The sequence below is a fragment of the Arthrobacter sp. Bi83 genome (genome assembly GCF_918698095.1).
In the GTDB taxonomy this organism is placed as follows: domain Bacteria; phylum Actinomycetota; class Actinomycetes; order Actinomycetales; family Micrococcaceae; genus Arthrobacter.
Window position 1 is genome coordinate 1 of record NZ_CAKKLY010000082.1, and the last position, 11193, is coordinate 11193.

At 64.6% G+C, this 11193-nt stretch carries 14 protein-coding genes; 9 read left to right on the top strand and 5 right to left on the bottom strand.

The genetic code is table 11. The features are described 5' to 3' along the window. Nucleotides 1–262: hypothetical protein (locus tag LQ144_RS22000; protein ID WP_230121377.1), on the bottom strand; the 262-nt coding region annotated here is incomplete at its 3' end. Here LQ144_RS22000 and LQ144_RS22005 point away from each other — a divergent pair. The 5 genes from LQ144_RS22005 (at nucleotide 261) to LQ144_RS22025 (ending at nucleotide 3531) form a co-directional block, all read left to right on the top strand. Then, nucleotides 261–416: a hypothetical protein gene (locus tag LQ144_RS22005; RefSeq protein WP_230121378.1), complete on the top strand. Its 156-nt coding sequence runs from the start codon at nucleotides 261–263 to the stop codon at nucleotides 414–416. The two genes, LQ144_RS22000 and LQ144_RS22005, sit on opposite strands and share 2 nt — an antisense overlap. A gap of 178 nt (nucleotides 417–594) precedes the next feature. Beyond that, nucleotides 595–975 (top strand): LuxR family transcriptional regulator, encoded by a 381-nt coding sequence (locus LQ144_RS22010; RefSeq protein ID WP_230121379.1) that lies wholly within the window; start codon nucleotides 595–597, stop codon nucleotides 973–975. Between the two features lie 221 nt (nucleotides 976–1196). Further along, complete coding sequence (locus LQ144_RS22015) at nucleotides 1197–2252, top strand: iron-containing redox enzyme family protein (RefSeq protein ID WP_230121380.1); 1056 nt, start codon at nucleotides 1197–1199, stop codon at nucleotides 2250–2252. Then, a complete protein-coding gene (locus tag LQ144_RS22020) occupies nucleotides 2249–3289 on the top strand; it encodes a glycosyltransferase family 2 protein (protein ID WP_230121381.1) in 1041 nt (346 codons plus the stop codon). The genes LQ144_RS22015 and LQ144_RS22020 overlap by 4 nt, the downstream gene beginning before the upstream one ends. Further along, nucleotides 3286–3531, top strand: coding sequence for a CDGSH iron-sulfur domain-containing protein (locus LQ144_RS22025; RefSeq protein WP_230121382.1), 246 nt, complete (start codon nucleotides 3286–3288; stop codon nucleotides 3529–3531). Before LQ144_RS22020 ends, LQ144_RS22025 begins: the two co-directional genes overlap by 4 nt. Here LQ144_RS22025 and LQ144_RS22030 read toward each other — a convergent pair. Next, nucleotides 3482–4381: an LssY C-terminal domain-containing protein gene (locus LQ144_RS22030; RefSeq protein WP_230121383.1), complete on the bottom strand. Its 900-nt coding sequence runs from the start codon at nucleotides 4379–4381 to the stop codon at nucleotides 3482–3484. The two genes, LQ144_RS22025 and LQ144_RS22030, sit on opposite strands and share 50 nt — an antisense overlap. A gap of 501 nt (nucleotides 4382–4882) precedes the next feature. Between LQ144_RS22030 and LQ144_RS22035 the strand changes: the two genes are divergently transcribed. The 4 genes from LQ144_RS22035 (at nucleotide 4883) to LQ144_RS22050 (ending at nucleotide 8308) form a co-directional block, all read left to right on the top strand. Next, the gene (locus LQ144_RS22035) at nucleotides 4883–5329 is read left to right on the top strand and encodes a hypothetical protein (RefSeq protein WP_230121384.1); all 447 of its coding nucleotides are present in this window, start codon (nucleotides 4883–4885) and stop codon (nucleotides 5327–5329) included. A gap of 940 nt (nucleotides 5330–6269) precedes the next feature. Next, on the top strand, nucleotides 6270–6962 hold the full coding sequence (locus LQ144_RS22040; RefSeq protein WP_230121385.1) for a histidine phosphatase family protein: 693 nt from the start codon (nucleotides 6270–6272) through the stop codon (nucleotides 6960–6962). A 24-nt stretch (nucleotides 6963–6986) separates the two neighbouring features. Further along, nucleotides 6987–7541 carry a DUF3090 domain-containing protein gene (locus LQ144_RS22045; RefSeq protein ID WP_230121386.1) on the top strand — a complete coding sequence of 185 codons (555 nt, stop codon included), beginning with the start codon at nucleotides 6987–6989 and terminating at the stop codon, nucleotides 7539–7541. Continuing rightward, complete coding sequence (locus LQ144_RS22050; protein WP_230121387.1) at nucleotides 7541–8308, top strand: SCO1664 family protein; 768 nt, start codon at nucleotides 7541–7543, stop codon at nucleotides 8306–8308. The genes LQ144_RS22045 and LQ144_RS22050 overlap by 1 nt, the downstream gene beginning before the upstream one ends. A 596-nt stretch (nucleotides 8309–8904) precedes the next feature. Here LQ144_RS22050 and LQ144_RS22055 read toward each other — a convergent pair. The 3 genes from LQ144_RS22055 to LQ144_RS22065 form a co-directional block, all read right to left on the bottom strand. After that, a complete protein-coding gene (locus tag LQ144_RS22055) occupies nucleotides 8905–9279 on the bottom strand; it encodes a hypothetical protein (protein ID WP_230121388.1) in 375 nt (124 codons plus the stop codon). A gap of 20 nt (nucleotides 9280–9299) precedes the next feature. Further along, nucleotides 9300–10904 (bottom strand): radical SAM protein, encoded by a 1605-nt coding sequence (locus tag LQ144_RS22060; RefSeq protein WP_230121389.1) that lies wholly within the window; start codon nucleotides 10902–10904, stop codon nucleotides 9300–9302. Continuing rightward, the coding region (locus tag LQ144_RS22065) for a hypothetical protein (protein WP_230121390.1) at nucleotides 10901–11193 on the bottom strand (293 nt) is incomplete at its 5' end. The genes LQ144_RS22065 and LQ144_RS22060, both read right to left, overlap by 4 nt.

Below are 11193 nucleotides of genomic sequence, written 5' to 3' on the forward strand. Positions count from 1 at the left end.
CACCGATGACGTCGTGCACCTGGGCGCCCAGTACATCCACTGCGGGGAACCCATGTCCCCCACCGATCCGGACCTGAGAAATTCCCACACACCACTCTCCACCCAGCCGCGGCCAGCAGACTTCCTCCGGGCCTACCTCCGGACCCGGGTACTGCGGTGCCGGCGCGGCTTCCAAATGGAAATACCGCACTAACCCCAGCCACCCGGACCCCAGCGCCGCCAGCCCGGCCCAGCCCTTGCCGAACCAGAGACGAACATTCATGACGAACCACATCACACCACCCCCGGATCCCCCGGCGGCAGCCGGCCAGGAATGGACCCGAGTTGAAGACCTCGACCTGTCACCGCAGGGACTCGCCGATGCGCCGGCGAGCCGGGAGGACCCCGACAGCCTCGTCCATCCAGGCAACAGCTGAGCAGCCACGTCCACCGGAGCCCGGCGCCGCTGCACCTGCGCAAAACCTTCTCTCAGGCCGCCCTTAGACCGCATGCAGGAGCGACTTGAGGTCGCTTAGCACTTAATGCTAATCATGCTTACTATATTCACTGGGGCACGATGCTGACCCCGGTCGCCGGAACCCACCAGGAGGACTCATGCCCAGGATGTTTACCGCAGTCGCCATCGGACTGTTCCTCGCCGGAGGCGCAGTTGACCTCGCCGCACCTTCGCTGGCGGCTCCCTCCGAAGCGGCTGCGTCCAGTTCGACAGTTGATGCCCGGACCATGCCTGCTGTGCGGGTCCAGACGGAGACCACCGGCGCTCCGGACGCGGCCGGGACGCCTGCGCCCAGCGGGCAATCGTCGCCCTCTGCGACGCCGTCGGGAAACCCGGTAAACCCGGGCACCGGTGAGCCGGCCGAATCAGAGGCCACCAGAACGAATCTCGCGCCCTACGTGATCGGTGGAATCGCTTTGGTCACCCTCTTCGCGGCCTTCATCTGGTGGCGGCGCCGGCGCGGCAAGACCGTCGTCTGAGGTCCCCCGTTTCGCCCGGCCTCGTCTTCAGACATGACAGCCCGGCGAACTACGTCCCGGTCACCAGCGCCGACAACTGGCTGCACCCTCTTTTGACCGTTGGCATGATCGCCTTGGCCGTGCTGCTCACCCGCGACGCCGGCCTTCGAACCTCGGCCGACCTGCCCCCACCCCCCTTCAACGTCCGCAGCCGCAACGGTTGAGGGCACCATAGGAGCACAATGAAGATCCCCGAACCGCGCGGACCCGTCACCGCCGGGCTGCTCAGCCTCCTTTCCGGCCATCCCGGGGCCGACCCGTCAGCACAGGCGCACTTGCACCAGCTGGTCACGGTGCAGTTGCCCCTCGTCGGGGACATCATCGAAGACGAGGACCTCCAGTTGGCCCTGTTCTGCCTCTACGAGCTGCACTACACGGGCCTGGACGGCGTGGATGACCGCTGGGAATGGAACCCCGACCTGATCCGGGTCCGCCATCTGCTCGAGGTACGGTTCGAAAATGCCTTGCGCTCCGCAGCGCACCAGCACGCCGAACACACCAGCCTGCCCCCGGCGGAAACAATGAGCAGCGATGATGTCGCCGCCGTCCTGTTCGAACTCGCCGCCCAGGGCGGCGGGCCAAGCGTGTCCCGCCATGTGGCCAAAAGGGCGGACCTTGAACAACTCCGCGAGTTCCTGATCCACAAGTCGGTGTATCAGCTGAAGGAAGCCGACCCGCACACCTGGGCCATTCCCCGCCTGAGCGGGCGGGCCAAGGCCGCGCTGGTGGAGATCCAGGCTGACGAATACGGTGGCGGCCGCCCGGACCGGATGCACAGTGTCCTGTTTGGCCGGACCATGCGGGGACTGGGCCTTAACGACCAATATGGCGGCTACGTGGACGCCGTTCCGGCGATCTCCCTGGCCTCGGTGAACGTGATGTCCCTGTTCGGTCTGAACCGCAGACTCCGCGGAGCCATCGCCGGGCATCTGGCGATCTACGAAATGACGTCCTCCCGGCCCAACCAGCTCTACGGTCAGGGGTTCCGGCGCCACGGATTCGGCCCAGACGTGACCTGGTACTTCGACGAGCACGTGGAAGCGGATGCGGTGCACGAGCAAATCGCCGGACGGGACCTCGCCGGCGGCCTGGTGGAGGCAGAACCGGGCCTCCTCGGGGACGTGCTCTTCGGCGCCACAGCCGTTCTTGCGATCGACGCCCGGCTCTCCTCCCTGATCATGGACGCTTGGGACAACGGCAGGTCCTCCCTGCGAGCCGCTGTCCCGGCCGGCCTGTGACGCTCCCCGAACCCCTGCGGGCCGAGTACATCCTTCCACTGCGCTGGGCGGAGGATTCCGGGCTGGACGAGCTGGTGCCTTATCTGGAGCAACTATGCTCGTGGATCCGGGTAACCGTCGTCGACGGATCAGCGGCGGATCTCTACGACTGCCACCAGGCGCGGTTCCCGGTAGCCGTCCGCCATATCCGGCCGGCGCCAGGCGCAGGCGGCAACGGCAAAGTCACGGCCGTACTGACAGCCGTGCGCCTCAGCTGCGCGGAGAGACTCGTGATCGCCGACGACGACGTCCGCTACACCTATGAGGGGCTCACGTCCGTACTCGGTGGTCTGGATCATGCGCACGTCGTGCGGCCGCAGAACTTTTTCAGCCCCCTGCCCTGGCACGCGTGCTGGGATACCGCCCGGACGCTGATCAACCGTGCCTTCGCCGACGACTTTCCAGGGACGCTGGCCGTCCGGCGTGACGCGCTGGTTGCTACCGGCGGATACAATGCCGTCCTCTTCGAAAACCTTGAGCTGATCCGGACCGTCACTGCCGCAGGCGGAGTGGAAAAGCGGATGCCTGCACTGTTCATTGCCCGCCGGCCTCCGGCGTCCCGGCACTTCCTGGAACAGCGGATCCGGCACGCTTACGACGGCTTCGCCCAGCCTCGCCGGCTCTGTGCGGAGCTAGCTTTGGTGCCTCTACTGGCTGCCGTGCTTGTCCAGCCGCCGCGCCTGGCTGTCCCCGCTATCCTGGGATCTGCCGTGGCTGCCGTGGCTCTGGCGGAAGTCGGGCGCAGACGGCACCGGGGCCGGTGCGTCTTTCCGGCCCGGACCGTCCTGTTCGCCCCGCTGTGGGTTGCCGAACGCGCCGTCTGCAGCTGGATCGCGCTGGCACTGCGGCTCGGAGGAGGCGTTCCTTACGCCGGGACCCGGCTCAAGACAGCCGCGCATTCCGTCACGGAGTTGCAGGTCAGGCACGGCGGCAAGATCCGCCTCGCATTCTCACCCGACCCTTCATTTCTTGCCCAACCCCAACGGGAGTACACATGAATCAGGACCAGCAGCAGTTTCCCGGCAACGGCTCGATCGTCCTCTGCCCCGACGGCCCCATCCTCGTCCGGGGCGACTTCGACATCGTCACCCCTTCAGGGCAACCAGCGCCGCGGCAACGGCGAACTGTGGCCCTGTGCCGGTGCGGGGCGTCCGCGATCAAGCCCTATTGCGACGGCACCCACAAGATGATCAAGTTCCGGACCGAGTCCCCAGCCGCTCCGGGGGATTCAGATCAATGATCGGAAGGTGGCCGTCGGTGCGGATGGAGTCACCGCCCCCGTTTCGGTGGTGATATCCGGTCGAGAAGTTCCTGATGACATGCACCGATTCGACCGCGTTGGCCGCCCGGAGGGTCTCAATGATGAAATCGCGCTCTTCGTCGGTGCGGTCAGCAATTTTGTGCGTGATCTGGAAGGTGAAGAGGGACAGACCGACACTTCTGTCGTAGGTGCCCGCACCCACCCAGTCCACTCCTATGCCTCCGGGCAGCATCCAGTCGTCAGGGCATCTCCAAAACCGGATGTGATGCCGTTTACGGGGGTTACCGTCGATCTCACGCTGAAAAGCGATGTCCTGCTTCTTTCCGAACACGTAGAGCGAACTGACCGGCGCGGCCGCATAGCTGCGCCCGACCACCGTTGATTCAAGGGTTCGCCAGGCAGTCGAGACAGTCAGGGGGTCGGCCTCGACCCATCCCGCCGTGATCATCGCCTGCCGCAACTCCCCTGCCGGGCCGATGACGGCGAGGTTGATGGGATCCCCGAGCACGCCGTCGCCGGTCCGTGCGCGGCCGATGAAGTAGTCCGGAATGTATAGGCTGCTTAGGATCCTGTGGACGCGCGGCAAGAGGGCGTACGCCAAGATCAGCCAGACAGGCAGGAACACCCACACCTGCTCGGGCCCGCGCGCCAGGCGTGCCAGTAGGAAGTAGTAGACCGCCCACCCCACCGCCCCCGTAACCGCCACGTAGAACAATCGCTGCGCCACAGCCAGGACAGTGGCCCAGCGGCTCTGCCTGCGCTCCCGACGGCTGTCAGCCCGGGCATGGTTCGGTTCAGCCGGAACAGCCCGGGAATCCCCACCTGACATCACAGCGCAGTCCTTTCCATGGCGATCGCCCCACAGCCCAAGGTCATCCCTCGCACGAAATTGTCCACCATCAGACCGCCTCAGACGAAAAACCCAGAATAGGCGAGAAAAGACTCCATGTGGCGACTGATTCACCGGTGACGGCTCTGCCCTTCAAGCCGACGTAACGCCGGCTGCCGCCAGCCGGAACTGGCGCTCCATCTAGGATCCACGAAGCCCGCGGCGGGAGTCGAGCACGTCGATCCGCCCGTCACTTTCACGTATCCGGCTCCTTTTCAGGGTGAGGTCCCCGATACGGCAGCCACGTGCCTCATACGAGATCCTCAGCAGACAAGCCGTTGACGGAATGTAGCCACCAAACATTGCCGCCCTCGGCACCTTTTCCCATCCACGTCGGAATCTGCTCCGAACAACTCATGTCACTGGCCCGATCTGACACTGCCGAAGCGCGTGGCAGCTGACGTGAAACCGGGACCGATGTAACTACTGAAAAGAGCGCAAATGACCTCCCCTTCGCACTTCGACCGGTTCCTCTCCGAAGCCATCGCCGTCGACCGGGAAGCAGGAGCAGGGCTTGGGCCGGACGCACTGTACGGCCTCTACACCAGTTGGTGCCTGATGACTGATGCCCACACTGCAACCGCGAGAGCGCTCTTCAAAGCGCTTAAGGACCGGCACGGCATCAGTTCCTCGAACAACGGCCTAGCCATGACAGGTCCCGCCGCGCGCAACTACATTCTGGCCAGCGCACCGAATGTCATCTGGGGCGACACCGGAACCACGTTCCCAGGAAACGTGCGGAGCAACGCCAAGGCGGGGCATGATCGTCATCGCCGACGGACGCCAGATGAAGGCGCGAGGGCTGAACATCGCAGGGACGCAACCGGTGAGCGCACCTTGGGTAATGCCCGTCTCCTTCCGAACGATGGGTCCTGGCGTCGCTACTGATTGTCATTCCCCTCCTGATCGCCGGCTGGTTCTCCGCCCGAAAGGGGATCTACGCCGCCGCCCTTGAACGGCGGGGCTGCACCGGCAGCTTCCCGGTCGTAGCCAACCGGCCGGAACGCCAGGGCCACTGGTTCTTCCCCTCCGCCTATTGCACAGCGGGACGGGCAGGCAACCGCCGCCCGTCCCGCCCCTGCATCAAACATACGGAATCCGGGCCAGTCCAGCACCGGTACGGCCCAGTCCGTGACCCAAAGTGTGGACACTGTCCACAGCCTTATTCTCCCCCCCCAAACAGCCGCACCCCGCATCGACAGGGTGCGGCGCTTCTTTGCCTAGAAACACTTGATCCTGCTGGAGAAGTTCAACCGCGGCTGCGACCAAGTCCCGCCCCCGCCCGTTGCCGACTCCCGGGCACGCCGCACGGCACGCTCAGCCACTAGTGGCCGAATACGTAGAGTGGGTCAACCACCGATGTCTCCACGGCGAGATTGGCCATATCCCGCCAGTCGAATACGAGCAGCTCCACGCGGGCCACCCTGCCCAGGGGCTGCTCTCAATTTCCAACTAAAAACGTCTCCACAAAAGCCGGGGCTTTTACAAAGAGTGCCGTGCCCTGGTTCTGGGCGCACAGCGCGGGGTAGGTGTGGTCCATCACAACCGATGGCACACGACCCGCTCTGAGATGGCGGGAACTTCTGGATCCGACGCGGAGCGGGCACAGGACGTCCTCCATGCGGGGGTCGACTTCGGCCGGGGTTCTGGCCGCCGGTTTCCGGTTTTGCTGCGTCGTCCATTAGCTGGTCAATGCGTGCCGAGTCCGTCTGGGCGGGTTTGAGCCCGTCGGCGTGCTTGAAGTGTTCCGCCAGTGCTTTATCTGCCTGTTCTACCCGCGACCCGGTACGGTTCACACCGCCATCGAGCGGGTGGTTAGGCTGGGGGGATGGCAACAGTTATTCTCGTGCGGCACGGTCGCACCACAGCCAATGCCACTGGGCTGCTGGCCGGCCGGGCCGTCGGCGTCAGCCTGGACGAGATCGGGCGCGACCAGGCGGCTCTGACCGGAGACCGGCTCGCGGCCGTGCCCGTGGTCGGGGTGGTGTCGAGCCCCCTTGAGCGTTGTCAGCAGACCGCCCAGCTTATCCTCGATCGCCAGGCTGGCACGCCGTACGCGCCGGCCGATCCCGATCTCACCGAGTGCGATTACGGCCAGTGGCAGGGCCGCACGCTCAGTGATCTCGCGACCGAGGATTTGTGGCCGGTTGTGCAGTCGCAACCGTCCGCCGTCGTCTTTCCCCGCGGTGAATCCATGGCCGCGATGCAGGCTCGGTCGGTGGCAGCGATTCGACGCCACGATGCAGCCTTCGAAGCCGAGTACGGGCCAGGGGCCGTGTGGGTGGCGGTAAGTCACGGTGACATCATCAAGTCAATCCTCGCCGACGCGCTCGGCATGCACCTTGACCTGTTCCAGCGTATTAACGTGGGCCCCGCCTCCGTATCGATCGTGCGCTACGGCGCTAGTCGGCCGAGCGTCTACGCGACCAACACCGATGCGGGTGATCTGTCGTGGCTGTCGAACGGCACCCACTCCGGCGACGCGCCGGTGGGCGGCGGTGCAGGGCAAAAGGCACCATGAACCTCATGTGCCTAAAATACTGACATGCCTACACGTGTTCACGAGTTTGCCTGGCCCGATCGGGTCGTCGTCGGCACGATTGGCCTCCCGGGGGCGCGCACGTTCTACCTTCAGGTACGCGCAGGGACGCAGATCGTGAGTATTGCCCTGGAGAAGCAGCAGTCGGCTCTGCTCGCGGAGAAGATCGACGAAATTCTCGACCAGCTCATCACGGTCCACGGCAACCCCTTCAGCGTTCCCACGAGTACTCCCATTGAACTTGTCGACAACGACCAGCTCGAGGCCGTTCAGGAGCAGTTTCGCACCGGCGCCATGAGCTTAGGTTGGGACCCAACCACGGCCCAGGTCGTAATAGAGCCCTACCCCATCGCCGATGTCGATGCTGATGACAACGACACATCGCTTGATGAGGACGGCGCTAACGAGCCCGAAATGCTGGTGGTGCGAATGCCCGTCGGCACCGCCCGCGCATTTGCCAAGCGCACCCGTGAGATCGTGGTCGCGGGGCGTCCGACGTGCTCGCTCTGCGGTTACCCCATAGACGCCGACGGGCACATCTGCACCCTTCCCGAGGTCTGATGCCAGCGCCGGACCTAGTGACCGCCGCGCTGACGCTCACCGGCCGGATCACGACGGCTTCAAACGCTACATTTTTGGGCAGCATCGGCGACGTGGTGGTCGTCTACAAGCCGATAGCAGGCGAAAGTCCGCTGTGGGATTTTCCCCACGGCACCCTGGCTCACCGGGAGGTGGCCGCCTACCTGGTCTCGCAGGCCTTCAGCTGGGACGTCGTGCCGCACACCTGGCTGCGCGATGGTCCGATGGGCGAAGGAATGGTGCAGCTCTGGCAGGAGCAAGACCCCGCCCAATGCGCCGTGAACCTGGTCGCGGCGGACCACGTGCCGGAGACGGGCTGGAAGCACGTTCTCGAAGGACGAGATGAGAACGGACGGATGGTCGCCCTCGTTCACGAAGACTCGCCAGCGCTCAGACGCATGGCGGTGTTCGACATGGTCGTCAACAACGCCGACCGCAAAGGCGACCACATTCTTGCCATGACGGACGGACACCGGCACGGCGTGGACCATGGGCTCACCTTTCACCGTGACCACAAGCTGCGCACGGTGCTGTGGGGATGGCTGGGCGACGCTCTGACCGCCGAGGAACGCGACGGCATCGATCGTGTCAGCGAAGGACTGCACGGTGGGCTGGGCCGAAACCTGGCGCACTTGCTCAGCGCCGAAGAAATTGCAACGCTCGCCGCGCGCTGCGCCCGGTTGCGCTTGGCAGGGAGGTTTCCGGCTCCGAGCGGTGAGATGTCGGCGGTGCCCTGGCCGCTGTTCTAAGGGAACGACGGCTACGGGCTTCGCAGGCTGTGTCACGTTGATGGCATGGATCTAAAGGTAGCGACGGAGCTCATCATCCCTGAGACCGGAGAATTGTTGGCACAGCGAGCCGGACAGCTCGAAATCAACAGCCGCACAGTACACAGGACGCTTCAGAAATGCATCTGGGCGGGCGCGATGACCAAGGACTCCGGAAGTTCTCTTGGTCGCCACCCCGACCTGGAGCACCGACTGGCTACAGGAGTGGGTCAGCAGCTATCGTGAGGACAAGATCCGGGATTGAAACTGAAGGCATGCCGTGGACAGCAGGGTGGGAATGAGCAGGAGCCGAAATTATGGCTCGCTGTGCCGGCGGGTGCTGTCGCCCTAGTCACTGCCTTCTTTCTCTGGGCATCGTGGAAGAGCGAGCAGATCATCGCAGAGCTTAAGTCAATCGCCGAGCGTCTACAAGCGGAGCCGGGATGGGAGAACCTGGATACCCAGTCTCCGGTGGCTGCTGCACTGTGCATTCCTCTCGATGGGCCTTGCTCCCAGTACGCATATCGTTGGGACGCCCACCGGACAGGCAAGAGGCGGCTGCCAACATCCTGAGGCGTCTACGAGCCGAAAAGTTGAACTGCCAGCGAATATATCCCCCACAACCCAGCCGCCAACAGGACGCCCAGGTAGGCCAAGACCAGCCTCGTATCGCCGAGGTAACAGTTCGATTTCGTCAGGCCCCTCCGTCGCGCTTTCCAATAGCCTGCGAATCCGACTGCAGCGAACACGGCCACTGCCACCGGACCGGCTGCCCAGCCGAGCAGGGCAACGGTCGCGAAGATGCAGAGCCGCAGCGGATCGACGGGCGGCGGGGACTGCGGATCCGTTTCAGGGTCAGGCCTGTGTCCGTCCCGGCCTGCGTGCTTGGAGCGCACCAGCTGCGACGGCAATGGTCCGGCTGCAATACGCCGGGCATCAGAAGCAGAACTCATCATTCCTCCCTATCGCTGACTCAGACCTGGCGGACGGGGAGAAGCCGCGTGCCCGTGGCTGTGCTCATACGTTGCCTTGCCAAGGCCGGCCACGCCTGAACAGCGCAGAACGGAGCGCACTGGTGATCGCCGGCGTCACTCTTCGTGCCCACATGAACGCAGCATTGCGTAAGCCGTTCCTCGATCATGGTCGAGATGTCCATGAAGGGCTTGACCATGATGCGGGTGACCCGTTCGGCGAGGAGTCGACGCAGCCGCTGTTGCTGCCCTGGAAGCTTGCCGGCAGCCAGTGTGGTGAGCGTGCCGATGCCGAGGTCGCACTGGGTGCAGATGTTCTTCCAAAGATCCATTGTCCGCGGGTGGGACAGCGAGGACTGCTCGCTCAGCAGGTCCAGCAGGGAGGACTTCATCAGGTTGCGCAGTTCGAGCGGGATCGCGCTGTCGGCGATGCGGTTGGCGATGCTGTCAGGATTGAGTTCCAGCCAGGCGAGCAGTTGATCGTGCCCGATGAGGGCTGTCAGCGAACGCCAGATCCCTGAGTCGTCCTTCAGCATGTAGCCCACAGACGCGCAGTGCGGATGTGAGCACGGGAGTGCTGTCAGGTCGTGCCATGAGACCACCCCTCCGGTCTGCTCCGCGAGCCTATCGAGTACCCCCGTATGGGTGAGTCTGTCCAGGGGGTCGATGCCGTGCCCCCGGCCGGAACCGAACACCGGCTGAAGCGCAACCCCGCCCACGAACGGGGTTTCCAAAGCCCTCATGACGACGGCGCCCACCTCACCGTCGTTGACGCCCAGTGTCGCTGTCATCGTCAGGGTGGTGAAAACACCTGCCTCGGACAGGCGCGCGATGGCCATGTCCTTGAAGCGGGTCAGGTCTCCCCCTCGGTGGTGGATGGATGCTCCTTTGGACGGGCCGTCGTATTGGAGGTACACCTCTACGCGGTCCCGGTGCCTGGCCAGCAGTGCGAGCAGTTCGTCGTCGGTCGCTATCAGGATGCCGTTGCTGTTCACCATGATCCGGACGATCGGCCGAGCGACGAGCTCATCCAGAAGTTCGCCCAGATGGGGATAAAGCGTCGGCTCGCCGCCGGAGAGCATCAGCACGTCCAGCCGCCCGTTTTCGCGGGAAAGCCGGGTGTCGATATTCGCCAGCACCTCGCTGAGCGGCGCCACTCCCTGCAGCTGGGGGCCGGAGGCAGTGAAGCAGGTGGGGCAGCGCAGGTTGCAGTGCTCGATGATGTCCTGCAGGAGGATACACGTGTGCTGCGTCTGCATGGCGGGCAGCCCGTAGGCGTAAGCCTCCGGTACCTGGCGGTAATTGCCGGCCTGGTCCGGGATGTGTTGCTTAGTCGGCGCCTGCCACTTCTCCAGGTAGCGCAGAATTTCCGGAGACTCGTCGTACAACGTGCTGACGAGTCCGTGATCCGGGCAGCCGCGTTCGAGCCAGACCCGGTCGTCGCGGATCACCAGAGCGCCGGAGAGGCGCCGCACCTGCGCGAGCGGGGGGTTTGTCTCGTGGCAGGCGGGACAGAAGGCTGTGACGTACCGGTGGATGCGGTCCCCGCGCAGCGGCTGGCCGGGACCGGGCAGCGCCTGCCGGGAAGAGAACGAGGACGGATTCATCTCAGGCCTCTCATCTGCGCGAGGCTTCCGACGCAGATCCCACCGCCGAGGAGGGTGAAGATCCCCAGGCCAATAAGCAGCCCCGCACCCAACCGGGAGGTGCGTGGCCGGACCGCCAGCACAACGGCTACCGCCAGATACGCAGCGATAGGTATGAACGCTGCAGGCCCAGCGAGGAACGTCTTGTACCCTTCATCCGGAGCTATACCCCTTGTTGTCCCGAAGTAAAGGGCATAAAGGGCAGGAGCTCCCAACAGGATTCCGAGCCCCATGGAGCCGCGTCTTGGTT

What these genes read in the sequence shown, in the direction of transcription:
- LQ144_RS22005 (WP_230121378.1), top strand. Translation starts at nt 261, where the DNA reads ATGACGAACCACATCACACCACCCCCGGATCCCCCGGCGGCAGCCGGC.
- LQ144_RS22010 (WP_230121379.1), top strand. Translation starts at nt 595, where the DNA reads ATGCCCAGGATGTTTACCGCAGTCGCCATCGGACTGTTCCTCGCCGGA.
- LQ144_RS22015 (WP_230121380.1), top strand. Translation starts at nt 1,197, where the DNA reads ATGAAGATCCCCGAACCGCGCGGACCCGTCACCGCCGGGCTGCTCAGC.
- LQ144_RS22025 (WP_230121382.1), top strand. Translation starts at nt 3,286, where the DNA reads ATGAATCAGGACCAGCAGCAGTTTCCCGGCAACGGCTCGATCGTCCTC.
- LQ144_RS22030 (WP_230121383.1), bottom strand. Translation starts at nt 4,381, where the DNA reads ATGTCAGGTGGGGATTCCCGGGCTGTTCCGGCTGAACCGAACCATGCC.
- LQ144_RS22035 (WP_230121384.1), top strand. Translation starts at nt 4,883, where the DNA reads ATGACCTCCCCTTCGCACTTCGACCGGTTCCTCTCCGAAGCCATCGCC.
- LQ144_RS22040 (WP_230121385.1), top strand. Translation starts at nt 6,270, where the DNA reads ATGGCAACAGTTATTCTCGTGCGGCACGGTCGCACCACAGCCAATGCC.
- LQ144_RS22045 (WP_230121386.1), top strand. Translation starts at nt 6,987, where the DNA reads ATGCCTACACGTGTTCACGAGTTTGCCTGGCCCGATCGGGTCGTCGTC.
- LQ144_RS22050 (WP_230121387.1), top strand. Translation starts at nt 7,541, where the DNA reads ATGCCAGCGCCGGACCTAGTGACCGCCGCGCTGACGCTCACCGGCCGG.
- LQ144_RS22055 (WP_230121388.1), bottom strand. Translation starts at nt 9,279, where the DNA reads ATGAGTTCTGCTTCTGATGCCCGGCGTATTGCAGCCGGACCATTGCCG.
- LQ144_RS22060 (WP_230121389.1), bottom strand. Translation starts at nt 10,904, where the DNA reads ATGAATCCGTCCTCGTTCTCTTCCCGGCAGGCGCTGCCCGGTCCCGGC.